This window comes from Paenibacillus silviterrae, assembly GCF_030167925.1.
GTDB classification, from domain to species: Bacteria; Bacillota; Bacilli; order Paenibacillales; family NBRC-103111; genus Paenibacillus_G; species Paenibacillus_G silviterrae.
Window position 1 is genome coordinate 1,591,782 of the sequence record NZ_JASKUT010000002.1, and the last position, 25,679, is coordinate 1,617,460.

At 51.8% G+C, this 25,679-nt stretch carries 21 protein-coding genes; 2 read left to right on the plus strand and 19 right to left on the minus strand.

From position 1 onward, the window contains the following. Positions 1 to 84: 84 nt before the first annotated feature. From QMO62_RS29890 to QMO62_RS29965, 16 genes are all read right to left on the minus strand, one after another. Complete coding sequence (locus QMO62_RS29890; RefSeq protein ID WP_284646125.1) at positions 85 to 1,005, minus strand: carbohydrate ABC transporter permease; 921 nt, start codon at positions 1,003 to 1,005, stop codon at positions 85 to 87. Between the two features lie 25 nt (positions 1,006 to 1,030). After that, complete coding sequence (locus QMO62_RS29895; protein ID WP_284646126.1) at positions 1,031 to 1,954, minus strand: ABC transporter permease; 924 nt, start codon at positions 1,952 to 1,954, stop codon at positions 1,031 to 1,033. Between the two features lie 175 nt (positions 1,955 to 2,129). Beyond that, positions 2,130 to 3,728 carry a response regulator gene (locus QMO62_RS29900; protein ID WP_284646127.1) on the minus strand — a complete coding sequence of 533 codons (1,599 nt, stop codon included), beginning with the start codon at positions 3,726 to 3,728 and terminating at the stop codon, positions 2,130 to 2,132. 128 nt (positions 3,729 to 3,856) lie between these two features. Continuing rightward, the gene (locus QMO62_RS29905) at positions 3,857 to 4,669 is read right to left on the minus strand and encodes an MBL fold metallo-hydrolase (RefSeq protein WP_284646128.1); all 813 of its coding nucleotides are present in this window, start codon (positions 4,667 to 4,669) and stop codon (positions 3,857 to 3,859) included. Continuing rightward, entirely contained in the window at positions 4,666 to 5,397 is a 732-nt protein-coding gene (locus QMO62_RS29910) for a ThuA domain-containing protein (RefSeq protein ID WP_284646129.1), read from the minus strand. Before QMO62_RS29910 ends, QMO62_RS29905 begins: the two co-directional genes overlap by 4 nt. 21 nt (positions 5,398 to 5,418) lie before the next feature. Continuing rightward, positions 5,419 to 6,477, minus strand: a complete 1,059-nt coding sequence (locus QMO62_RS29915; protein WP_284646130.1) for a Gfo/Idh/MocA family protein — start codon at positions 6,475 to 6,477, stop codon at positions 5,419 to 5,421. Next, positions 6,467 to 7,030, minus strand: a complete 564-nt coding sequence (locus QMO62_RS29920; protein WP_284646131.1) for an HAD family hydrolase — start codon at positions 7,028 to 7,030, stop codon at positions 6,467 to 6,469. Before QMO62_RS29920 ends, QMO62_RS29915 begins: the two co-directional genes overlap by 11 nt. Before the next feature lie 4 nt (positions 7,031 to 7,034). Then, entirely contained in the window at positions 7,035 to 8,063 is a 1,029-nt protein-coding gene (locus tag QMO62_RS29925; protein ID WP_284646132.1) for an ABC transporter ATP-binding protein, read from the minus strand. After that, positions 8,038 to 9,099, minus strand: a complete 1,062-nt coding sequence (locus tag QMO62_RS29930) for an ABC transporter ATP-binding protein (protein ID WP_284646133.1) — start codon at positions 9,097 to 9,099, stop codon at positions 8,038 to 8,040. Before QMO62_RS29930 ends, QMO62_RS29925 begins: the two co-directional genes overlap by 26 nt. 20 nt (positions 9,100 to 9,119) lie before the next feature. Further along, positions 9,120 to 10,265 (minus strand): ABC transporter permease, encoded by a 1,146-nt coding sequence (locus QMO62_RS29935; protein ID WP_284646134.1) that lies wholly within the window; start codon positions 10,263 to 10,265, stop codon positions 9,120 to 9,122. A gap of 3 nt (positions 10,266 to 10,268) precedes the next feature. Beyond that, the gene (locus QMO62_RS29940) at positions 10,269 to 11,267 is read right to left on the minus strand and encodes an ABC transporter permease (RefSeq protein WP_284646135.1); all 999 of its coding nucleotides are present in this window, start codon (positions 11,265 to 11,267) and stop codon (positions 10,269 to 10,271) included. Between the two features lie 58 nt (positions 11,268 to 11,325). After that, complete coding sequence (locus tag QMO62_RS29945; protein WP_284646136.1) at positions 11,326 to 13,314, minus strand: ABC transporter substrate-binding protein; 1,989 nt, start codon at positions 13,312 to 13,314, stop codon at positions 11,326 to 11,328. A gap of 303 nt (positions 13,315 to 13,617) precedes the next feature. Continuing rightward, on the minus strand, positions 13,618 to 14,388 hold the full coding sequence (locus QMO62_RS29950) for a glycerophosphodiester phosphodiesterase (RefSeq protein ID WP_284646137.1): 771 nt from the start codon (positions 14,386 to 14,388) through the stop codon (positions 13,618 to 13,620). A 57-nt stretch (positions 14,389 to 14,445) separates the two neighbouring features. Beyond that, entirely contained in the window at positions 14,446 to 14,877 is a 432-nt protein-coding gene (locus QMO62_RS29955) for a MerR family transcriptional regulator (protein ID WP_284646138.1), read from the minus strand. A 17-nt stretch (positions 14,878 to 14,894) separates the two neighbouring features. Next, on the minus strand, positions 14,895 to 15,905 hold the full coding sequence (locus tag QMO62_RS29960) for a medium chain dehydrogenase/reductase family protein (protein WP_284646139.1): 1,011 nt from the start codon (positions 15,903 to 15,905) through the stop codon (positions 14,895 to 14,897). A gap of 92 nt (positions 15,906 to 15,997) precedes the next feature. Further along, the gene (locus tag QMO62_RS29965) at positions 15,998 to 17,032 is read right to left on the minus strand and encodes a dienelactone hydrolase family protein (RefSeq protein WP_284646140.1); all 1,035 of its coding nucleotides are present in this window, start codon (positions 17,030 to 17,032) and stop codon (positions 15,998 to 16,000) included. Positions 17,033 to 17,439: 407 nt separating this feature from the next. On the opposite strand from QMO62_RS29965, the gene QMO62_RS29970 reads away from it, so the two are divergent. Further along, positions 17,440 to 18,435: a helveticin J family class III bacteriocin gene (locus QMO62_RS29970; protein ID WP_284646141.1), complete on the plus strand. Its 996-nt coding sequence runs from the start codon at positions 17,440 to 17,442 to the stop codon at positions 18,433 to 18,435. Positions 18,436 to 18,582: 147 nt separating this feature from the next. On the opposite strand, the gene QMO62_RS29975 is transcribed toward QMO62_RS29970, so the two are convergent. The 3 genes from QMO62_RS29975 to QMO62_RS29985 are packed head-to-tail and all read right to left on the minus strand — an operon-like array spanning position 18,583 to position 24,588. Beyond that, positions 18,583 to 22,014 (minus strand): alginate lyase family protein, encoded by a 3,432-nt coding sequence (locus QMO62_RS29975; RefSeq protein WP_284646142.1) that lies wholly within the window; start codon positions 22,012 to 22,014, stop codon positions 18,583 to 18,585. Positions 22,015 to 22,035: 21 nt separating this feature from the next. After that, the gene (locus QMO62_RS29980) at positions 22,036 to 23,418 is read right to left on the minus strand and encodes a glycoside hydrolase family 28 protein (protein ID WP_284646143.1); all 1,383 of its coding nucleotides are present in this window, start codon (positions 23,416 to 23,418) and stop codon (positions 22,036 to 22,038) included. 42 nt (positions 23,419 to 23,460) lie between these two features. Then, a complete protein-coding gene (locus QMO62_RS29985; RefSeq protein WP_284646144.1) occupies positions 23,461 to 24,588 on the minus strand; it encodes a glycoside hydrolase family 88 protein in 1,128 nt (375 codons plus the stop codon). A 197-nt stretch (positions 24,589 to 24,785) separates the two neighbouring features. Here QMO62_RS29985 and QMO62_RS29990 point away from each other — a divergent pair, with 197 nt between their 5' ends. Next, positions 24,786 to 25,673, plus strand: coding sequence for an AraC family transcriptional regulator (locus tag QMO62_RS29990; RefSeq protein WP_284646145.1), 888 nt, complete (start codon positions 24,786 to 24,788; stop codon positions 25,671 to 25,673). Positions 25,674 to 25,679: the final 6 nt, after the last annotated feature.

Below are 25,679 nucleotides of genomic sequence, written 5' to 3' on the forward strand. Positions count from 1 at the left end.
TCATTCGAAGAATTGGAAACCCTATTACACGAACCCTCCTCAACTCCGTACACCACCACCCTTCAAGATCCCCATGAGAATTCTTCAGCCTTTAACAGAGCCGACCAGTACGCCTTTCACGAAATATTTTTGCAGAAAAGGATATACGAGGATGATCGGCAGCGTCGCCAAAATGATGGATGCCGCCTGAATCGACTGGGGCGAAACGTTGAGCGAAGCGTCGACATTGGTCCGCAGAAAGGCGTCGGTCGATGTGACGAACAGCTCCTTGAGATACAGCTGCAGCGGCTTCAACTCGGCCGAATTGATATAGATGAGCGACGTAAAATAATCGTTCCAGAACGTAACGGCGTAAAATAAAGCGATGGTCGCCAGCACCGGCAGCGATAATGGCAGAATGATGCGTGCCAGAATGGTCATGTTTCCGGCTCCGTCGATTTTGGCCGATTCCTCCAAACTGTCGGGCAGCTCCTCGAAATAGCTTTTAATAATTAGCATGTTATAGACATTGATCATAAACGGAAGGAAAAGCACGGGAAGCTTGTCGATCAAGGCAAGCTTATGCATTAGCAGGTAAGTCGGGATCAATCCGCCGCTGAACAGCATCGTGAACAAGTACATCAAGATGAAAAGCTTGCGCCCGCGCAGTCTTGGCTTGGAAAGCGGATAGGCGGCCAAGGTCGTCATGAACAGCGAGAGCAGCGAACCGACCAGCGTTACCGTTACGGATACCATAAAGGCATTCAGAAAGAGCGAGTTACTCGCCACATAACGATAAGTCCCGAGCTGAAAGTCGATCGGATATAATGTGACCATGCCCGAGACAACCGCCGCTTCGCTGCTGAGCGATTTGGCAATCAGATTGATAAACGGGAAGATGGTGGAAAGTCCTAACAGGATAAAAAACAAATGATTCACAATAGCGAATACGGTTTCGCCGGGGGACGCTTTAATAGCTCTTGGTCCTCTGACGGCCGCAGCTTTCACGGTGCCGCTTGTCTTCATGTCGGTTTCTCCTTCCCTTCCCGTTCTACCAGATCCCTCTGCCGAAAAATTTCCGGGCCAAGCGGTTGCCTGAAATGATCAGAATGAACGCAACGACGGATTCGAAAACACCTACCGCGGTAGAGAAGCTGTAATCCTGTTCGCCCAGTCCGATCCGGTATACATAGGTGCCGATCACATCGGCTACGTTGTAAACACTGGGGTTGTACATGACAAGAATTTGTTCCGTGCCTGCCTCCAGCACATAGCCGAGGCGAAGGATGAACATAAGCAGAATAACCGGGGTCAAGCCGGGCAGTGTGATATGCACCACCTGCTTCCATTTGCTTGCGCCGTCGATCTTAGCCGCCTCATACAGTCCCGGATCGATGCTTGCCAATGCCGCCAGATAGATGATCGTATTCCAGCCGACTTCCTTCCATCCCGCCGAAGCGACGAGAACGGAACGAAAGATGTCGCTGTCCAGGAAAAAGCGGATCGGTTCACCGCCCATGGCGACGATCATTTTGTTGACAATGCCGCCGTTTGTGGATAACAGGTCGATGAATAAGCCGCTGACAATAACCCAAGACAGAAAGTGAGGCAAATAAATGACGGTTTGCACGCTTCGCTTGAACGCCATATGCTTCAGCTCATTCAGCAGGATCGCGATCACGATCGGGAGGGGAAAAAGAAAGACGATTTTGTACACGGAAATAAGTAAGGTGTTCTGAAATACCTGCAAAAAGCTGGCGGACGCGAACAGCTTCTCGAAATGCTTCCAACCCACCCATGGGCTTGCAGCCATGCCGTCGAAAATATTAAAATCCTTAAAAGCAATAATAATTCCGTACATCGGCGTATATTTAAACAGCAGCAGGAACGCAATGCCCGGAATAAGCGCCAGATACAAATCCCAATCCTTCCTGATATCGATCCACAGTCTTCTTGTATAGCTTCTACCTCCCATGGGGCCCCTCTCCTTCCTGATTCTTTATGGTTACATCCAGTGTATCATCCTGCGTTTCCTTGTGAATTAGAGGACGATTACTTGTTTTGGTACTTTCATAACTTCTCGCCAGCCGTAATGCCAAAGAGCCTTCCCCGCGGTTATGCAGAAGAAGGCTCTTAGCAGGGCTGGGAAATCACTGGCGCATTTCCCCAGGCGTAACGCCCCAATATTTACGAAAAACTCGGGTAAAATAACTGACGTCATTGTATCCGACGGCCGCAGCGACATCGTTGATTCGTGCCCCCTCCTGCAGGAGCGCCTTGGCTTTTTCCATCTTGCGTTCAAGCACATAGGAGGAAAAGGCCTTGCCCGTTTCCTGCTTAAAGAGGCGGCTGAGGTAGGAGGAGTTGACATACAGCCGATCAGCCACAGAGTATAGCGAGATCTCCTGATCGATTTCGTTCTCCACAAGAGTCAGAATCGTCTTGACCGTTTCATGGCTCGTTGATTTTCTCCGCTGTCCGGCATAAAGGAGATACGCCCTGATGATCCGCTGAAGCCAGGAAAGCACCTGCTCCTTGGCTGTCAGCTCTCGGTGATTATGGAAGAAGACGTAGTCCTCTCCCGCCACCTCCTGCACGGTCCAGCCTTGCTTATGAATCATCCGAATAAATAAACTGGAAAAATACAGGATGCGTTCATGCATCTCTTGGGCGGTTTCCGCCTGCGCCATCCCGTTATTCCAGAGGGTGTGAAGCGTCTCAAGCGCCTTGCCGCCGTCCCCTGTCTCCAGTGCGATCTCCAGCCCTTTCTCCAGATTCGGCTGCCATGATAGCTCCTTCTTTGTCCCCTTCTCCCCGCGGTAAGGAATGGCCAGGTTATGGCCGAGAACAAGACGATTCTGCAGAGCGCGAACCGCCTGTACATAAAGCTTGCTCATCTCTGTACCCGTGCCTGTCGTTCCGCTGATCCCCGCGCTTGCGGTCAGCTTGAGGCTGCTTTTGACGGTAAACAGCAGCTTCTCGGCAACCGCATTGATCTTCTGAAGTACGACGTTCGGCTCTTCCTCGTGCCCGGACGGAAATACAACGACCGTACAGCCTGCATCGTTCGTCGATACCCAGCAGCGTATGCCGTGCAGCGACTCCTTTACAATACTGAGGAGCGAAAATTGAAGCAGCGGGCCGTCCTTCCTCGTAAACCGGGTCTCCGTCTCGGGCAGCGGATCCATATCGAAGACCGCTACCGCGTACCGGGCATCCATGGGCAAGTCCAGCTGAAGATTCCTGCTTTTTTGTTCGATCTCCCAAAGCTCGTATTTACCCGTGAGCCAGCTTTGGAAAAATTCATTGACCAACTGGGGGAGATGCAGCTTCCATTTCTGTCTGAGCTCGTCCTCATTATGCCGCTGCTCCAGCTCGCGCCGGAGCCGCTCGGCCGCCTTGAGCATTGTCTCCAGAATCTCCTGGTCCCCCGCCGGCTTCAATAAATAGCTCACGACTCCAAGCTCCAATGCCGCTTGCGCGTAGGTAAAATCGTCATGACCGCTGAGGATGACGATTTTCATCAGCGGATCCGCCTCGCGAAGCCGCCTTGCCAAGCTGAGTCCGTCCATCTCCGGCATCTGCAGATCCAGGAGGAGGAGATTCGGTTTCTTACGGTCAATCAGCTCCAGCGCCTCTTTGCCGTTCGCGGCCTTGCCGACAACCTCGATGCCGTGCTTCTCCCATGGAATGTTATTGGCAAGCGCATTTCTCAAACGAACCTCATCTTCGACAATTAGTAAATTCACGGGCCGCATCTCCTTCCATGCTCAATAAATCATATTCGTATATTTCTCCATACGCTGAAAAAGCTCCTCTTTTGCCAAAAAACAGAAGCAGTCCACCGTGCCGTTGATGGTGGACTGCTTCTGTTAATTCACAAAATTATTAATTTACCGTCAAAGGCAACATGAATGCCATGCGGCTCAAAGATCTCCAGCCATTCCTCATGAAGCAAGCCTGCATTGTGTGAAAAATGAGTAACGACGATCAACCCATCTGGTTTCAGCACTTGATTGGCTTCCAACCAAAGCTTCGCATCAAGCACAGCCTCAATGTTCATATGGTTCGTCCGGTGGGGAGACCTCCCCACCGTGCATTCCAATATCGCCAGATCCAGCTGCCGAGTCTTCAACCAGGCCCAGGTTTCCTCCGGAAACCACCCGCTGTCATGTCCATACAGAATCGCCTTCCCGTCTTTCTCAATATAATAGATTAAACAGGTCTCCATCGGATCGTGAGAAGCCGGTAAAGGGGTGATCGTCGCCGTTTGTGTGTTATACGTTTCGAACGGGCGAACCCGGTGAAATACGTAATGATGGCGCAAGCCGGCCAAATGCTTGGCGCAAAGCCGCAGCGTGAGATCGTTTCCGTGTACATGAATCGGAGTATTCGCCGACTTCGCGTACCCCTCCGCTCGAATGGCCATATCCTCGGCGTACAGATGATCCGAATGCGAGTGAGTGAGAAGCAGATCTTGAATACGATCCAGCTCCAGACCGAAACGCAACGAATGGTACCAAGTATCCGGGGGAAAATCGATCTTAAACACCTCATCGATCAGGACGGACGTGCGGGTACGCAGGTTATTGCCCCCGAGCAAGCGGGCTTGCCGGCACGTTTCGCATCCGCAGAACAGAGACGGAATGCCTTCATAAGCAGCCGTTCCAAGGAAATGAATCTTCATCATTCCCCGGTTTCCGTCTTCCATGCTTCAAGCTGCTCCGCAAAGCCGTAATACGGCCTTGGTCGTTCCGCCGGGTTCGCCCACTTGACGGCATTGGCGATAACACGAAGTACATCCTTATGATGGTAAGTCGGGTACGTTTCATGGCCCGGCCTGAAATAAAAAATTTTCCCTTGGCCTCGCCGGTAGGTGCAGCCGCTGCGAAACACCTCACCGCCTTGAAACCAGCTGACGAAGACGAGTTCATCGGGGATCGGGATGTCAAAGTGTTCCCCGTACATCTCCTCCTGCTCCAGCTCAATATAAGGACCGATCCCTTCCGCGATGGGATGCGACGGATTCACTACCCAGAGCCTCTCCTTCTCATCGGCCTCTCTCCAGAGCAAATCGCAGGTCGTTCCCATAAGCTTACGGAACAATTTGGAGTGGTGGCCGGAATGCAGGATGACCAGACCCATGCCTTGAAGTATTTTCTTGTGCACCCGGTCCACAATCTCGTCGTTGAATTTGGCGTGTGCTTTGTGGCCCCAATAAACAAGCACGTCCGTCTCCGCCAGCACCTCCTCCGTAAGACCATGCTCCGGTTCGTCGAAGGTCGCTGTTCGGATCCGGAAGCCATCCTGCTGAATGCCTTCCGCTATGGCGGTGTGAATGCCCTGCGGATATACGGCGGCGGTGCGCTCGCTCACCTTCTCCGCAATAAATTCGTTCCATATTGTCACGTTGATCATAAGAACACCCCTTCTGCGCTTCTAGTCGCGCTTTGCAACGCCCTCGGCAGCCGATTCCAGGATGAGCTGCAGCACCTTTTGATTGCGATATCCGTCCATAAAGGTAGGGATTTGTACCATGGTCGGATCCTCCATATAGGCAAGAAAATCCTCGAGCATCACCCGGTTGCGCTCCTGAGGAAGCTGGATCGTTTGATCAAACAGCGGCTCTCCGGGACCACGGCGAACACACAAGCGGACCGTTTGGGGCTGCTCTACACACGCTTCGATGGTTCCGTTATCCCCATAGATCGTCAGCTTGAATTCATTTCGGGTACCGACAGCGTTCTTGTGCGTATAGAAGGTTCCCATAACACCTCCCTCAAGCACACCCTGGAAGCTGGTGAAGTCATCGACATCCACCTTCGCCGGCTGGTTCGTGAGGGGATTGATGCGTTCATCGACAAAGGTGGCCATCATCGCCGATACCGTCTGAAACTCACCGACAAAGTAACGGGCCGCATCAATCATGTGAGAGCCTATGTCGGCCAATACGCCCGACCCTGCCGCTTCCTTGCTGAATCGCCAAGCGTATGGCTGGTTATGCATCGGGACGTTCTCTTCCTGCAAATAGTGCGCGGCAAAATGCCGGATACGGCCGATCTCCTGCCGCTCAAGCAACCCCTTGATATATCGGAATGCCGGCACATAGCGGTAGGAGAAACCGATCATGCACGGTATGGGGCGCTCGCGATATAATGCAAGAAGCTCCTCCGCCTCCTCCATCGTGCGGGTGAACGGCTTCTCCGATAGGACCGGCTTTCCCGCTTCGATGCATTTTTTCAAAATATTATAATGAAACTGGTTCGACACCACCGAAATGACGAAGTCCACCTCCGGATCGTCGATGAGCTCTTCGTAATTCCGATACCGTTTATGCTCCGGCAGACCCAGCTCCTCTCCTTTGCTCTTTACCGCCGATTCATTCACGTCACAGATAGCCGTAATCGCTGTCCTCTCCAAGCTTAGCAAATTCCGAATGTGACCGTTGGCCATTCTCCCTAAGCCGATGATACCCGCTCTCCGAGGTTTACCGCTCAATGCTCTCCCTCCCCTGCTCCGCTTCCACATATTCCTCATTTAATCGTTCTACTAGATCGATCAATTCCATCGGCATATGGATCGTGTAATCAGGCTGCTCGCTCTCATCCGCAGGCTGCTTCGGATATCTCGGCGTCCAATCCAGGAACACGCTCGTGAACCCCATTTGGTTGGCGCCCTTGATGTCACGGCTAAGGTTGTTCCCCACCATGACGATCCGGGACCGGTCGCTCTCCTGCAGATCGAGTGCCCCCATGGCAGCCTTGAACATTCTCGGGCTCGGTTTGAAGGCTTTAATCGTTTCCGAATAAATCATCGCCGTGAACTCGTCATAAATCCCGTTCTGGATGAACATGTTCTTAAACGATTGGGCCAGCCCGTCCGCCACCAGAGCCAAGGTATACCCGCGTTCAGCAAGCGTTCGGACCATGAGATCCGCCCCCGGAATCACGTTCGCCCGGATCACAACGTCATGTTCATCCCGGATTTCCGTGCCCTCATCAATGATCGTGTCTCCGCTGTCGAGAAATACAATGATTTTTTTCGGCTCCATGCTTCTACTCCACCTTCTCGTAAGTATTTACGCCTTTCAATGCAAGCTCCCCCGCATAATGACAGGACACATAGTGCTGATCCGCAATCTCGCGTACGGTCGGTTCGTCGGTGACGCATTTCTCCGTTTTGTAGGGACATCTCGGGTGAAAATGGCAGCCGCTCGGCGGTTTGGCAGGGTTCGGCACTTCTCCCTCCAGAATAATCCGCTCCTTGCGGATGTTCGGATCCGGTAGCGGAACAGCGGATAATAAAGCTTCCGTATACGGATGCCCCGGGCTTGCGAAGATCGAATTCGCCGGTGCCAGCTCGACGATTTTTCCCAGATGCATCACGGCGACTCGGTCCGAAATATGCTCGACAACACTGAGGTCGTGGGAGATAAAGATGTAAGTAATTTTGTATTGCTCCTGCAAATCCTTAAGCAGGTTAATGATTTGCGCTTGGATGGACACGTCGAGCGCCGATACCGCTTCATCGCAAACGATCAGCCTAGGCCGGCTGGCGAGCGCCCGGGCAATGGCGATCCGCTGCCGCTGTCCTCCGGAGAACGCATGGGGATAACGTTCCAGGTAGCTGACGTTTAAGCCTGTTTTTTCCGCAATTTCCGTGACCCGTTCCCTTACCTCCGCCTTGCTCAGCTTCCCGTCGGCCGTTAAGGGCTCGCTGATAATATTAAAAACGCTCATTCTCGGACTTAACGAGGAGTACGGATCCTGGAAAATCATCTGAATGTCCTTGCGGTAGTTATTGTATTCCTCACCCTTCAGCTTAAGGAAGTCGCGCTTGCCTCCTTGCTCGGGATAATAAATTACCTCGCCGGACGTCGCATCGATGCCGCGGACGATACATCGGCCCAGCGTCGTTTTGCCGCAGCCGGATTCACCGACGATGCTGAACGTCTCGCCTTCCCGAAGCTCGAACGAAATATCCGACACGACGCGTACGGGGGCATGCTTGCGAAAGCCGAACAAGCTCTTTTTCCCTTCAAAATGCTTCGTGAGCCGGTTAACCTGCAGTATCGTCTTGGGCATAACGTACCTCCACCCCTTCCTCGTTATATAGGAAACAACGGACGGTATGATCGGATTCGATTTGGGTTAACGGCACAGCCTTCTTGTCGCATAAACCGGGTATCCGGTCCTTGCACCGGTCATAAAATCCGCACATCGGCGGCATATTCAGGGCAAGCGGCACCGTGCCTTCTATCGACTCCAGCCGCTTATTCTTGCGTCCAAGCTTCGGCATGGAATGCAGCAGTCCTTTGGTATACGGATGCTTCGGATTATTGAAAATTTCCTTCACCGGGGCCTGCTCCACAATTTTGCCTAAATACATGACCGCCACCTCGTCACACATCTCGGCGATGATCCCGAGATCATGGGTAACGAGCAGAATTGCCATGCCGAATTCCTTCTGCAGCTCCTTCATTAATTCAAGGACTTGGGCTTGGATCGTGACGTCGAGCGCCGTTGTCGGTTCATCGGCGATGAGCAGCTCCGGATTGCAGGACAGCGACATCGCAATCATCGCACGCTGCCGCATACCGCCTGAGAATTCATGGGGAAACTGCTCGAAGCGCTTCTCCTCATCGGAAATGCCGACCTTGCGCAGCATCTCGAGAGCAATCTGCTTGGCCTCACGCTTATTCTTCGTACGATGCGTCAGAATGGCCTCCATAATCTGATTGCCGATGGTGTACATCGGAGAGAAGGCGGTCATTGGCTCCTGAAAAATCATAGAAATCCGCTTGCCGCGTATGGCTCGTATTTGCCGTCCCTTCGGATCCATCTGCAGCAGATCGGCCGGCTTCGCCGAAGGAGCCGCATTCCCATGGAACACAATACTGCCGGAGGTTTCGCACTCCTTCGGATTGATAGCAATAATCGCCCTGCTGGTCAAGCTCTTGCCGCAGCCCGACTCTCCGACCAAGCCTAACGTTTTCCCCTTCTTGATTTCAAAGTCCACACCGTCAACAGCAGCCAGCGTGCCGGCATCCATACGGATGTGAATCTTCAGATCTTGAACGGTGAGCAGAGGCGACCCGGGGTCCGTCTGATGTGCCGTCATAGGTTAATCCCTCACTTCCATTATTTCTTGTAAGGATCGGCGGCATCGCGCAAGCCGTCGCCCACGAAATTGTAGGCAAGCACTGTAAGGATGACCGTGCCCAGCGGGATGAGCTTCCAAGGGTATAAGGCGACATTCTCGATCTGCTGCGCCTCTTGCAGCAGCACGCCCCAGCTTGTGGCCGGCGAGCGGATGCCGAGACCCAGAAAGCTCATAGCGGTTTCGCCCAGAATCATGGACGGGATCGCCAACGTAGCGGCTACGACCAAATAGCTGATGAAGCCCGGTACCAGGTGCACCCGGATAATTTTCATATTGCGTACCCCGGAGATTTTGGCCGCCATGACGTAATCTTCATTTTTTAAGGAAATGAATTTGCTTCGCACAACCCGTGCTAACCCCGTCCAGTCGATAAAAGCAAGGATGATCGTGATATAAAAGTACATTTGCACGACCGGGATTCTAGGCGGAATGGCGGCAGAGAGCGCCATCCAGAGCGGAAGCGTCGGAAAGGAGCGGATGATCTCGATTAGTCTCTGGATAATGGAGTCGAGCAGGCCGCCGAAGTATCCGGATATGCCGCCGATCACAATGCCCAAGATGAAACTGATCGTTACGCCGACCAGCGGAATGCTTAATGAAATTTGGCTGCCGAGCACAATTCTGGAGAACAGGTCACGTCCCATGCCGTCCGTTCCGAACAGGAACAGCTTTCCGGGCGGATCCACCCCGAACAGATGCTTATTCGTGGGAATGATCCCCCACAGCTTGTAGCTCTCTCCCTCGACGAACAGCTTGACGGGGTATTTGACTTGCGTATCGTCCACATACATTTTGCGGAGGGTGACCGGATCCCTGCTCGATTTAAGCCCGTACACGAACGGCTGCAACTGAAACTTCCCTTCCGCATCAATCCACCGTATCGTCATAGGTGCCGTATTAATATACTGGCTGTCATAGCTCAGCAGCCCCTGCGGGGCGATAAATGGGGCGAATAGGGCAACGGCGTATAATACCAGCAGGAAGACCAAGCTCACGCGAGCCAGCTTATGCTTCTTGAATTTCTTGTACATTAAGCGCCACTGCGAGCTATAATATTCCTCGGTCGCGGCCTTCGCCTTGCGTCTGCCGAAAAGCTGGGTCGGATGTTTCAGTATCGTTTTCATTCGCTACGCACCTCGATATTCCGTCCGGATTTTCGGGTCAAGCCAAGCAAGCAGAATATCCGAAATCAACGTTCCGAGCACGGTCAAAATCGCCATAAAAAACAGCCACGTCCCTGCCAAATACATGTCTTGCGCAAGCAAGGCGTTGTACATAACGGGTCCCTGCAGCGGGAGGTTAAGCACAATTGCGGTAATAGTCGATCCGGTAAAAATATGGGTGAGCGACCAGCCGATAGTGCTGATAATGGGATTGATCGCGACGCGGGTCGGATATTTCAGTATAATCTTCATTTCCGACAAGCCTTTGGCGCGGGCCGTTACCACGTTGGGCTTATTGATCTCCTCCAGCATCTGTCCTCGCATGACGCGCATAAGCTCGGCGGTACTCGCCATGCCGATGACGATAATCGGGATGATCATATGCTTGAGCAGGTCGAGCACCTTCGCAGCCGACCAGGCGCTGTTGGCATGCTCTTCTGAGAAAAGTCCGAGCAGCGGGTCGCCCAGATACACATAAGAGAGGTACATCAAAATAACCGCCAGCAGGAAGTGAGGCGTTGCCATGCCCAGAAATCCGATAGCCGTGAAGATATAATCTCCTACGGTATACTGCTTGATTGCGCTGTATATACCCACCGGGATTGCGACTAAATAAGTGAAGGCCATGGTGACCAGGGACACGATCAGCGTCAAAGGCAGGAATTGTCCGATGACAGCCGTCACCGGCTTGTTGAAGTTGTAGGAGTACCCGAAGTCAAAGTGTAGAATAATGTTTTTGGCCCAATACAAGTATTGAATAAACCAAGGCTGGTCCAGACCGTACTGCTCCCTCATCCGCGCCATATCCTCCGTTGTCATGACATCCCCGGCCGCCGCCATCTTGGCGGCATAAGTCGAAACGAAGTCGCCCGGCGGAAGTTGAATGATGTAGAAAACAATTACGGAGATCACAAATACGACAGGAATCATGAGCAGGCATCTTCGAACAATATATCGCAGCATCCGTTCTCCCTCTTTTCTTAAGAAAGGGGGAAGTCACTCCCCCTTGGGTCACTGACGATTACTTAAAAAAGAACTGCGCTGGATGCGCATGGCCCAGATTTCGGAATTCATCGATATCCACCAGCTCCTTCGGAACGTTCCGCAGGTCATTCTTCACCACTGTCAACGACGGTGTAGGGCCTGTATAACCGATCACCCATTGATTTTTCTGATGCAGCTTGATGATTTCATTGCTGTATTTCAAAATTTCCTCCTGGTTTTTGGCTGCCTTCACTTTATCCCAGTTCTCCAGGATTTTGGCTACGTCACCTTCCGGCTTCACGCCTTCCTTCCCCTGCGATTGGGTATACAATCCGTAATGACCGAGCCACGGGGTCAGTACCCGGAGCGGAACCAGTTCGTCAGGACGATACGCTACATTCACTAGGTTAACCGTATTCGGGAAAGCCGGCACCTTGTTGCCGTATTTGAGATCCTGTAATGTGCCTTGATCTACGATTTTTAGATCCGTTTTGATGCCTACCGTCTCATAATACTTCTTAATCAGCTCCATAAACGGAGCGTTCGTGGTCGTATCCGTGTAGAAGGTAAGCGCCAAGTCGGAGCCGTCCGCGAACAATCGGAACTTCTGGCTATCCCGCTTGGTTAAGCCGATCTCATCGAGCAGCTTGTTAGCCCTGGCTACGTCATAGGCAGCCCACTGGTTTTCCCAGCCCTCCTGATAACCTACCAGCCCTTTCGGTACGGATGCCTGCTGCGGCTTACCCAGCCCGCTGGTAATAATCTCGGATATTTCTTTGCGGTCGACGGCGACGGACAGCGCTTCCCGGAATCGGATATCCTGGAACAAGGTGCGGTACTTCGGATCCTCCGTTGTTTGATTCAATTGAATGCCGGTGCTCGACCATGCGGTATTCGTCCATTGCAATACGCGGTAGTCGCCGCGCTTCTCATTTTCCTTCAGTACCGTGAAATCTTTAAACGTAAATTGGTTCAAATCGTAATTGCCCGCCAAGGAGTCGAGCAGGGATTGGTTAGGGTCCTGTATTTTTTTCAAGTTGATCCGGTCGATATAGGGAAGCTGCTTGCCTTGCTCGTCAACCTTCCAATAATACGGATTACGTTCCATGACGAACACGTCGCTGTTCGGGTCGTTCTTGGCATGCCATGCTCTCAGCGTAGGAATCTGAGGATAGATCCAGAAATAATACCCTGTTTCAACAAGGAACGATTTGACGTCCTTAAAGCCCCACTGCTTCGCAATTTCAAGCGCCTTCTCCTCGCCTACAAACTCGGGAAGAATCGTCTTATGGAAGTGAGCGGGGGCAAAAAACCACTTATTGTCGATGGCTACCCTTTCCAAGAACAGTACGCTAGGATACTTATGCTTCACCTTAAAGGTGTAATCATCGACCTTCGTCACTTCCGCCAGGGCTTTCTCCCCCGTGACCGGGTCAACTGAATAATAGGCATCATAAATTTTCTTGCCGAACGTTTCTTTCTTCAGCATGTGCTCCCAGTAGAAAATAACGTCGTCTGCGGTAAATGGAGCTCCGTCGGACCATTTCATACCTTTGCGCAAATGAATCGTGAATTCCGTCGAATCTGCATTGACCTCATAGCTTTTGGCTACGTTCGGCTCCACGCCGCTGCCGTCCGATTTAAACCGGAACAGCGCCTCCTCCGTCGGCTTGCCGATAGCCCATCGGTCGTTCGGTCCCTTCCATGGCATGCGCCATTCCCCGCCGTATTTGCCGATTTCCTCCACGACGCCTTCCACCATGACGTCTTCCTTTGCAGGAATTCGTTTGTCGAGAGAAAGCAAGCTGCCGGATTTCACGGCTTGAGCCAGCACCGGAGATTCAGTTAAAGCGCTTACAGAAAGAACTGGCGTTTTCGTCGGTGCTGATTTTTCTCCCGCTTTAACCGGTTCTGTGACCTGCGGCTTGTCGGCAGGCGCCTTTGCCGCGTCATTGCTGTCTTCACAGGCTGCGGCAAACAGTACGAGCAGCAGCATAAGGACATATACGGATAATCGCTTCACCATGCAAATACCCCCTTCAAAGGATAAAACCCTAATAGGCCTTGCTTCTTCATGAAAGCTTGCATGACTTACGTGACATTATTTCCGTGTCGCCTCCTTCCCTTTTCATTAAACCGGTTTATTAAACCGGTTTAATGAATGACAAACGTTCACCTTTTTTTGTGCAGAAGCACGTTCTTTCATAATGCGCTTAAATTGGCAATATATACCGCGTAAGCGCTTACCCAAATCCTATCACAACATTGCTTGTACTTTCAATTATTATATTCTTCTCTCGTAAAAAAAATGACCGGGCCCGAAAAGATATCATGTCTCATTGCCGCTCGAACGCGTCCGTTTGTTTTTGAGTTCCACCAGTGCCTGTACATTGCGAGTCGTAATGGAGAATACGCCCATATCGATAAACTCCTCCATTATCAAAGGATCGTTCACCGTCCAAACATAAAGCGGCAGCCCTAAAGACGCTGCATATTCAATAAGCTGCTGTCGTACAAGCCCATAATGGATATTGACCCCGACGCATTCTGCTTTCAGCGCATCAAGGCAGGTTTGTCGCATGGCAGCCTCGTAGGGTACCTTCGCAAATAAGCTCTGCTCCGCATTCAGCAGCTTCGGCAGCCCGGGGCACAGCCGCTGAACCATTAGCGCCCGATCCCGTTCACAGCCGGAAAAATATACGGATTGAGATAATCCGTATCGATGGATCAAGTCCGCTGTCGACTCAATGCTTTCATCCGCTTTCAGGTCAAGATTCATCTTTACGCCCGACGAAGCAATAAGCGGCATGATGTCTTCCAGCCGAAGGAGCTTCATGGTTTGCACTGCCCCGTTATGCTCTACAGCCACAGTTAATGTCTGAGCTTCTGCATACGTCATCTGGGAGAGGCTGTACCAAGTGCCGTCAACCGAGCGTACATGATCATCATGGGCAAGTATCGGCACTCCGTCCCGCGTAACTCGAATGTCTTCCTCCACGACGTCCGCCCCAAGCCGAATACCCGCCTCCACCGATTCCATTGTATTGTCTAATGTCCCCATGCACCCGCTATGTGCGGTTATCATCGGAAATGCTGCCATTTTCATGTCTCCTTTCGCCACTCGGATAGGGTTAATCCCTCTTCTAAGGTTAAGCGCTTAATCCCTTGCTTGATCATGGTTGCCAGTTGTACGGCAGGCATCCTCCCGCCGGCTCAAAATCGCAGCGTAATAGGCGCTTTTTTCCTCCGCTATCCGTTTGACGCCTTGGAGCTGCTCCATCTTCAGATTCAGCTTTTCCATATGCTGTGCGAGAAATTGAATGCGTTTCTTAAGCAGCTCATTGATATCCGTATCCTCCTCGCGCAAAGCCAGCAGACATCCCGACTCGGTGAAAGCCGCAATATCCTCCAGGCTCATGCCCGTTTGCTTCAGCTCATGAATGAATCGAATATATTGCAAATCCTGCTCCTGGTAGCTCCGATGGCCCTGGTAGCGGCTGGGCTTAGGAAGAATGCCTATTTTCTCGTAATATCGCAGTGTGAATGCACTGATTCCCGTTAGCTTCGCCATTTCCCCGATGGAATACAAAGTCCGTCCTCCTCCCTTTACAAACCGGTCAAGATAACCTTCCCTACGGTGCCGGTGTTATGCAGCAGTTGCTGCGCACGGGCTGCCTCCGAAAGAGGTACCCGATGCGAGATGATCGGCTGCAGAGTCCTGTTCTCCAATAAGGAAAGAAGCCGTGTCGCGTCTTCATGATACCAATTCGGCCGTTGCTGCTTCAAGGTGGTGATACTGTACATAAACACCTCGGGGCCGTCACTTGTCTGCTGCCGGTTCGAGAGCAGCTTCCAATCGCGAATCCAATCCTCCTGTGTCGCCTCTCCCAAAGATGAGGTATACCCATAACCTACGAAACGCCCCCCTCTCTTGAGCGTTTGCATCGATCTTTGCCAGTTGTCTCCCCCAATCGGGTCAAAGACCGCATCTACTCCTCCAGGCACCCTACTTTGGATCAAATCTACGAAATCCTCCGTACGGTAGTCGATCGGGCTGGCTCCATACGCGGCTACCACAGGATGCTTCGCCGCAGAAGCCGTACCGTACATTGTCAGCTCCGCCAATCTCCCTAGCTCCAGCAATGCCGAACCTACGCCGCCCGCCGCGCCATGGATCAGAATATGATCCCCTTGGGAGACCTTTGCGACGCGATGCAGCATCTGATACGCTGTGACATAATTGAGCAGGACGGCTGCCGCTTGAGCGGGATCGACCGATTCCGGCACCTTCACCGCCTCTTCCGCGGGAGCGTACACATATGCCGCATAGCCTCCCGTCCCCGGAAACAGAAGCCCGACACGCTCACCCTCGGCCATCTGCTCCACCCCTTCACCGCGAGCATCGACTATCCCTACCACATCATAACCCGGTGTAAAGGGGGGTTCCGGCGAAGCCGGATAAACGCCCTCTCTTCGCATTACATCGGCAAGGGCGACACCCGCGCTCAGCATCCTCACCCTTATCTCCCCCGGCCCCGGAAGCCGCAGCGGTTCCTCGATCAGCTTTACTACTTCCGGGCCCCCATATTCACTGACAATGATTCGACGGTTTTCCATTTCCCATCTCTCCTATCCCTTTGATGTCACTAGTGAGTTTATTGTAGGGCTTAGAGTAAACTCTAAGTCAAGGGGGATAGGAGATCGACGATTTACGCCTGAAGCGTCTTTGCGAGCCAGTCGAAGGACAATCGTCCGCTAACCTCATGCTTGCCTTCAAATAGATCATAACGGAACCGAGCGCCTTCCCCGAGCTCGTCATAAATGACACGCAGATATTCGATAGCCGTCTTCGTTGTTTCTACCGGAAAAATCGGGTCGTCGATTCCAGCTTCCACAAACAGCGGACGGGGAGCCATCAGTGCAAGAACGTCCGGCATCTCCGCATGGGCCAAAATTCCAGGAATGTAATTGCATAAACAATGCCGCATGGCCAAAATACTTCCCCGATACGTGTTGGGGTAGATGCCTACCACCGAAGCCTGAATTCTCGGGTCGAGAGCAGCGGATAGGGAAGCGACGATTCCACCGCCGGAATGCCCCATGGTTCCAAGACGATCCCCCGAAACCTCCGGCCTGCCGGACAAATAATCGGCGGCACGCAGTGCTTCCGCAGTACGCAAGCCGGCGGTCGTTTTTCCGCTCATCATTAAAGAGACGGACAAGTTGTAACAGGAATTGCCTAATGTCGGATCTTGCCGTTCATCTCGTTCCAGCATACGGTCCCCGAAGCCTACGATCTCGGGCGCCAGCACCACAAGACCTCGGCGGGCCAACTCCAAGGCGATGTTATCCGATGGCTTACCGGTTTCGGGCCCCGGATTTCCGTCCTTGTCCAGACCGACCAATGACCGGCTTCCATACCCGTGCCCGTGCCAAAGCAGCACACCGGGTCTGCGTTCACCAGGCTTCATTGCCTTTGGAATCACGACATAAGCAGGCATACGTAGGCCGCCAAGCGTGCTGAATTCTACGCGCTCCCGTACTACTTCCTCCAATTCTACCCGTTCCATCAGAACCGGATCTAATCCTTCATTCCCTCGATGAGGCAGATCAAATGTCCCAAGCGACTTTTGTAGCTCGGAAAGCACCCGATTCCTTTTTGCCCCCCACGGTTCGTTCAGCTCCTCACGCCGTTTCTCCAATTCATCAAACAACTGCTTCAAAAAAGCGTCGGGCTTTCGCACTGTCGAACCCTCCCATAGCGGTTTTATTGTACATGTTCATAGTATAAACCAACCTGTTCATTCGTTGTGCAATCAAGGAGCAAATTTAATTTACATCATATACCTACTCGAAAAGGCTCTGAAACTTTCCTTGACTTTTTGGAAATAAACGGATAGCATGAAACATGTGAGCGCCTTGTAAGCGTTTACCGATATGTGCTTATTTGAATACAAATGTGACGGTTGGAGTCCACGAGAAAACCCGAACAATTGGATGCGTTCGCTTGCGAGCTTATCTTATTGTTGGGGTTTTTGTTTTGTTCGAGGGCTCATCCGACTAGGAGGAGGTGCGTTTCGCGGCTTACGGCTAAGGCAGCATGAGACCTTGGATTAAGTTATAAAGAATGCACAAAAAAGGAGGTATCCGGATGTTTCAAGTTCAAGTATTGAGCCTTATTCGAAAGAAATTGTTGCCTCTCACAATGGTTGTCGTCTCCATTCTTCTTTGGGGAATGTCTGTTTTGCCCGCATTTGCGGCAACTCCCCAGAAGACGGTCAACGCTTCGGCAACTCTTGCTTATAACCTCAAAGGACTTAAACACAACGTGGCTGTACAGAAGGCTTACATCGCTTCAACGTATGTTTATGTGACCCAGCGGTCCGGAGGAACATGCTATCTCTCCAGATTGCTCATCAACGGAAGCGACGCCACCTACGTCGATGAAATGACCGTCACGAATACCGGTCATTGCCAAACGCTCGACATGTATACCTACAACGGGATCAATTACTTTTATTTCAGTTCAAAAGCGGATACAACTAACACAACGTATTACTGGTCGCTTCAGGTAGCAAGACTCCAGTACTCACCCGGCACGACCGTGGATTATACGGATCTTCGCCGGTTCACTTATATGAATTACGCTAATGAAACCGGTTCGAGATTAGGTGAAACGTACCGTGTTGATGGCGGCGGCAACAGTACCCATACGATTTTCCGTGTTCAGACGAAAGAAGGAACCGTAACTTGGACAATTTACGATACGGTAGCCTTGAACCAGCTTCTTGACAGCAACGAACAGGTACGATTGGACAGTGCGGCGGCGGTAGATGCCTGCATTACCAGCTTTACACAGTCGGGCAGCGATATTATCAGACCGAACGGATCCTTCCAGGGTCTTGATATGCTCGGTAGTACGGAAATATATACATCGGGCGGTGCGGAAGGAGATACTCCGCAGATCGTTATGATGTCAAACACTGGAGCCTACAAATCCCTTGTGAAAATTACCAATGTGGGAACTCATGAAATTGAAGGAGTACAGACTAAAAACGGCAACGTTTATTTTACAATCGTTACAGATCCCGTGAATAAAACGAATACGCAGAAAATTTATTACGTTGCCGATAGCGTATTTGAATAATAAAGCCAAAAACCGATTGCCAAACCAATACGAGCTTGCCCGCTTTCGTGGGCAAGCTGCGTTTTGTTTTATTCTCGGTAAAAAATTTAGCTGACGGTACGCCCTCGAAGGGAACTATGGTTATTCCCGTTCGCCGACCTTTACCGCTTACCCCTTCGTGCCATCAGCCCATTCCTCACGAAGTAATCGACCTGAGCGATATTCCGCCATTCGAACGCGAATGTCATCTCCCGCCAAGCCGTCAACGAAGAGCTCCTGCGTCCTTCCATCTCGAAGCTCCACCGTAACCGATTGCTCCGTCGATGCGTTAACAGCGACGACCACCGCCTCCGCTTCATACGGCTCGACTACTGTAATAAACCGCCCAACCCTGCCCTTCGTTCGCACCGCATAGGTCATCCGGCGCTGCGACTCGTCACCAGGGAAGGCATCCGCGCCGATGAGCCCGACGAAGCGAACCGCGTTCAGGCAGGCCAAGTCGACAGTAATGACACCCTCCCGCTCATGGTCGATCGGACTTGCCGGAATGGCCTGCGGATACTCGTTGCCAACGATCGTCACGCGTCCGCCCTCATAATCCTTGCCGACACCGCGCCCGGGATCCACGTTATCGCACTGATAGCTCAGCTCGCTAAGCGGTATCGTTGAGCCGTTCGCCGTAACCACGAACGCCTCGCCCCAGAAGAGCGCTTGCTTGGTCCTTTGCGGATACCTTTGCTCGTTATAGATCGGGTCATTCTTCACCCGCAAGCGGAGCAGCCGCGCGCCGCTTACATCAATATCGCACCTGCCCTCGCCGAGCAGCCATGCGCCGAATTCGCCTTCAGCCCGAATCTCGCCATCGACCTCCACCGCATACTTCAACGGAATCGTCACGCCGTGATACTCGGCGGCCCTTCCGACGATCTGTACCGTCCGCGGCGGCCAAGCGGTATGGACGTCCATTTTGAGCAATCCCGGTTCATTATGGTTCGTTCGGTTGCCGCGCATGTCCTCTCCTTCCCCGAATACAGTCTCAAACCTTGCAACCGTCGGACCCTCCGCCTCGTACCAGCGGCAATCCGTAACGAATTGAGCGTCCGACAGCGGATCCTCAGTAAGCTGGCTCGTATGCTTCATGAAGCGCAAGCCTTCCTGCCCGTCAGAACCGCTTAAGCCTTGGAAGCCCTTGATCTGGAACAGCCTGTCATATTGATGCTCCGAGTCGCCCTGCAAATAATCGAATAACACGATGTAATCGTCCGTAACGGCCATGACCCTCCTCTGAAGCACCGGCTCTGTAAAATCGGTTAACTCACCATACTTGGGCGGGCTTTTCAAGAAAGGCAGCGAGCTGGCATTCATCCGGCAGCGCTCCTCCAGCGATTCATCCTCTCGGTAGACCATCCCGCCGTACGGAGGGTAAGCCCACTGCGACTTCGTCTCTATCGCCGTCGCCTGCAGCGCTTTCCCGCTATAGAACAGCAGCCGGCGGGAATCGCTTGGCACCTGCAGCTTCTCGTCGACTACGACCATGTTCTTGGTGATGGAATTTTGCACATAGAACTTGTACATGAAATGGGCATAGCCCCACCACACATGCTCAGGGTTAAAGAAGCTCCGTCCGTAACGCATCACGGACAAGAGACCGGTCCGGTCGAAATGGCCATGCGCATATCCGTGCGAGCCATAACGAATGACCGCCTGGATCTGCTCCCTGGGCTCACGGGTCTCCGTCTGGCTGCGCAGCATCGCAATGCCAACATTGTCCGCAAAGGCATTCTTCTTGTTGTACGTCGACTCGTAAGACGGCAGCTCGGCATGTCCGAAGATCGGATCGACATAGCTGTTCATGCGAATGACGGGTATGTATTCGGGATCCTTGTAATAATGGTAGGCCAGATCGAAGGTTGAACCGAAATGCACGCCCTCCAGCTTCTTCTCATCGGAATCGCTGATGCCGAAGAGCACCCCCCGGTCATTGAGGAACGGAAGCGTTGCATCGAACATATCCTTGATGCACACGTAATTTTTCATTCGAGCTCCCCATTTCTTGTTGTGCATGCCGAAGCGGACCGGAATCTCCCGGCCGTTAAACGTACTGTTTACCTCATCGTTCCACGGAATTGGAAAATGCGTATGCAGCAAATTGATCCCGAAGGGCAGCAGCGCATGCGCAGTATGGATATACATGGAGGAGACCCAATTGTTGTACCCCACAGAGCATTCGTACCACCAGCCGTCACTGAACAAGCCGTATTTCAGCTGATCGATCGCGCCCATCGGTCCGAAGACGAAGCGAAGCGCCCGCTCCATATCTTCAATCGCCAACGCGCAGTAGAATGCGCCCGTAATTTCGGACAGCAGCCAGTTGGAAATATGTCCCCTCTGGATATGGTGATCCAGAATGTCCATATAGATTCGGAACGTTCGTTCTATCGCCTCATGATCCTCCGGTGTCAGCACGCCGGAGCTGTGAATGATATCGTAAGGGATCGCCAGATGCTGGAAGAAGTGTCCCTCCTGCACGTAGCTTTGACTGCAGCCCTTCTTCTTACGCGGATAGCCGGTCTCCTCATCGGTAAAATAACGCAGGAACGCTGCCACCTTCTCCGCATAGCGAAGCTCCTTGGTCAACGCATAGGCATAGGCGGCCGACATGATGTAATGCTCTTCGCTGGTCTCATAACAATAGTCGCGTTCCCCAACCGGCACCGGCGGCCGTACGATCCAGGCTTCCGCATCCGCTATGATCTGATTGTACCCCGGTCGGAACTGTGGGTATCGGTCAATCTTGGCCTTCGCCGCAGCCCACATTTCATCGTTGTGATAAAGATACGGGTGAGGCAGCCTGCGCAGCGTCAGCAGCTCGATGTCCACAGCGCTTGCCCCGTCTCCGTTAGCAGTGAGGCGAAGCACCGTCTTCTCATGGCCGCCGTGCACCATGTTCTCGTGCACGTTTACGGCAACCATTATTTCCTTGCTGCCGTATGGCTCCAGCACAAACCGGGACGGGGTCACCACGGGCAGCAGCGATTCCCAGCCGGTGAACTGTTGCTTCACGGCAACGCTTTGCCTCCGATCCGTACAATTATACACCCTCATGGAGTAGACAACGGTCTCTCCAGCATCACCCGATTTCCCCCGTATAGGCGACTCGACGTATAGCTTCGCACCTCGAACCAGCCGTGCATCGAGCAGCACTGCGTTACCGCTCCATTCCAGCCGTTTCAGGAATCTCCAGATGTTCGATTTAGCAGATTCAATAGAGAAATCGGACAATTTGACCGTTACTTCGTGTTTTCCCTTTCCGGCGAGCCCTATCGAAGTTTCTACGTTTCGATCGTCCATGAAGCTCGCTTTCATGGAAATCTCCGTTTCCTCCTCACTTGCCAGGATCGTGAGCTTACATCCGAACCATCCCATAACATCCACGGCAGAGTCATTGCCCTGCTCAAAGCCGATAGGAAACCATCCCTGCGCATCATCAGGCGCCGGAAACTCTGCCTTTAAACCGTTGCTGAGTTCGTAGCCTTGCTCCAGCTTTTGCCCCTGGATGTTCCAATCCATCAAAACATGCAGTGACATTAACAAAGCCATAATTTGATAACCTCCTTATGATCATAGAAGCCCGATTCGAATTTTATTATCAATTTCGGTGATATCTTCCTTCCACGTCTTGCAATTTTCAAGGATATATGACATTCTCGTATCTTCTTTCATGGCATGGAACTTCAAGCCGTCCAGCGTAAGCCGCTCCACATTTCGAATATCCATAAATGTCGTCCTGCTCCAGGTCGGATAATAATTTTCAGATACGGCCTTCGGGTGCGCATACCGCATATCCCAAACCTTGGGATATGCCAAAGGAATGTCCTCCTTTTTTACCCCGCCAACAAAAGTATAGGTTATGTTCTTCAAGGTTAGATCGCGAATAGGATAACTTTCGCAGGCATCGACTCGAATTCCGTTGAACGAGGGGCAACCCATCATATCATCGGTGAAGCGGTAATGGGTATTGCTCATCTCGTCATCGTCCGTCGCAATAATATCCGACAGCATAATCCGCTCCAGGGTGCCGATCTCCGGCATTTCACCAAGACTGATCGAAGAACCGATACGAGCTAAACGATTGTTCAGAATGATAAAGATCGGCCGTGTTACATTCCGCATGACAAGGCCTTGTGCTACGATATCTGTAATACTGCCGCCTTCGGTGCATTCAATCTTGATCCCCTCACGCCACACATTCTCAAACGTACAATTATGAATCGTAACGTTCGAAATATCGCCCACGGATTTAAGTCCTATGCGAATGCCTGCACAAATGGAGGTGAAGTGGCAGTTCGATATGTGCACATTTTTCATCGGAAAGTCTTTGCTGCTTGCTTGTAAACAAAGGTTATCATCCGTACCCAAAATTTTGCAATTGGAGACAAATACGTTCCTGCAGCCGTCATAATCAAGCCCGTCTCCGTTGTACCTTCTGTCATTCCGAATATCCAAGTCCTCACACCAAATATTCTCACTGTCCAGGAAGGCCGTGGTCCACGCCGTCGAGTTGTAGAGACGAAGTCCTTTAACGTGAATGTTTTTGCAGCGCAAAAACCGCATCATCATCGGGCGATAAATACTGCCTTCATTCGGAAAGCTCTCGGCGTTGCCATTAATCTCACCCTGTCCGATGACGCCGATGTTCGTAGCGTCTTCAGCATAAATAAAGCATTTATCCATATCCTTCTCGTTAATATAACGATTATAATGAGTACCGTCCGGATAATCACGAATATCCGGGTTTGCAAGCAGCGTTGCAGACGGATTCACATGTAAATAAACATTCGTTTTCAAAAAAATCGTGCCTGAGACAAACGTGCCCCCAGCCAATACGACATATCCGCCGCCAGCCTCAAAACAGTCATCAATCGCTTTTTGAATGGCTTTCGTGTCAACCGTGACGCCGTCCCCTTTGGCGCCGTATTCTCTCACATCAAATACATCCCGCATCTCGTTACCTCCAATGTCCCGCTTGTCCCATCGATACGAAGTTTAAAAAATCCGGGTGCGCCATCCGTTCAGCTTGGCGAACGCCTCAATGAAATAATAGTCACCGAAAATCAAGGAATAATTAACGTGATGATTCAGCGGCCGGTTGCCGGTGGCCTTCGTTAATATAGGCTGAACTTCAGGGCATTCCCAAATCGCATACTGCTCAGAGAGCGAATAGAGAATACGTTTTGCGGCATTTTCGTACAGCGGCTTCTCCGCATCCGGCACCCGTTCCGCGATCTCAAGTAAACCCGAAGCGGCAATCGCACCTGCGGAGCTGTCCCGCGGTTCCCCAGCAGGGTCCGGTAGTCGGAAATCCCAATAAGGTACGTCATCCTCCGGCAAGGAGGCGATGAAGAAATGCGCAACTCGCTTGGCAGCGTTCAAATATCTCACATCGTCTGTGTCCCGGTAAGCTAAAGCAAAGCCGTACAACGCCCAAGCCGTACCTCGGCTCCAAGCAGAATCCTTTGTGTGCCCTTGTCCGCCCAGCGCCCCCAGGTACGCCCCCGTCACGGGATCGAACGAGATAATATGGTTCACCGAGCCGTCTTCGCGAATCGCATATTGGAGTACCGTATCAGCATGACGTACGGCGATATGCCTATACCGTTCCTCTCCCGACACACGGTAGGCCCAGAAAAGTAGAGGAATATTCATCATGCAGTCAATAATCGCCCAGCCGGGAACCTCCGAGCCATCCGGCCCACGGTCCCATGCACGAATAAAGCCACCGGCGGAATTGAACCGGTTTGCCAGGAAGTTTGCCGCTTCAAGTCCGCGCTCCTTAGCATCCGGATCTCCGGTCAACTTGTACTTTATCACCGCAGTAGGCAGAAATTGAAAGCCCACATCGTGATTGAATTCATCGGCAGGTATTCGCAGCCATTCCCCAAGCTCCTCATCCCGCTGCCAAACCGCTTGCTTATACCGCTCCTTGCCTGTAACGTCATAGAGGATCCATAATATGCCCGGCCAAAAACCGGACGTCCACCAGTCGGGACGGCGGCTCTGGTAAATGCCATCCTCTCCGGCATGGTCAAGCCATGCATCGCCGTTCTGTTCCAATAGTCTCATGACCTTCTCGTCCATTCTCTTCATCATCCGATCGATGTAGGCTCGATCCATCTTTACCACCTCTATGCTTCTATTCCTGAAATATTGCAAAGCGCCAGTCGCATGCGACCTGCAAGTTGAAACATTCGCTACACCTGAACTTTTTTTGTTATATAATTGATATTATCCTTCATAAAAGAAGATTAAAATGCACTTTTTATTATTTACCTACATTTATTTTGGAATATTGGAATAAAGGGGAGTCATCGTTGGACAATGATATTTATTTGACAGCGGACCGCTTTCCCCTCGTCCGGGATATGGGCCATAACCGTACACAAGAATGGTATACACATCCGGACCGGGTGGTGGATTACGATGTATTTCTATATGTTACAGAGGGAAGGATGCAGGTCATTGAGGAGGGAACCGAATATTTTGTCGGGGAGCGGGAGCATTTATTTTTAAGAAAAGGACGACATCATTGGGGAAAAAAATTGACGCTGCCCGGAACCTCCTGGTGGTGGATCCATTTTAACACGCTAAGGGATGATGACACGACGTATAAGAATCCCACCATCGTACCAAAGATTGGACATGTTGCTCCCGACCATTATCAATTCCGGATTCCGCTGCCGAAATTCGGTTCATCCTCCTTACATAAGGAGACAGAAGCGCGGCTGAGCTCGATCTATGAAGCCTATATTCATCCTGATCCGCGGCCCTACTGGATGACGGAAGTTAGTATGAATGCTTATCGGCTGTTTATCGGCCTTCAGGAGCTGCAGCAACAATCAAAGGTTCAGCAGCAAGAAGCTGCACCGTCTGGCAAAGCTGAAGCGCATGTGGCACGCATCCTGGACTATGTAACCCTTCACGCCGAAGAGGAATTCGACTCCAAACAACTGGCGAAGTTCATGGGGCTTAATTACAGCCATCTGTCCTCCCTGTTCGCCAAACGCACCGGACAAACCATCATAGAGGTTCACACCCGACTGCGAATGAATCGCGCGCTTCACCTGATGCGTACCACTTCGCTTAATATATCGGAGATCAGTGAACGTCTCGGGTACCAGAATCCGTTTTATTTCACAAGAGTATTTAAGAAGGTAATGGGAGAAGCACCGTCCTCCTACTTGAAACACATTTACAGATAACACTTT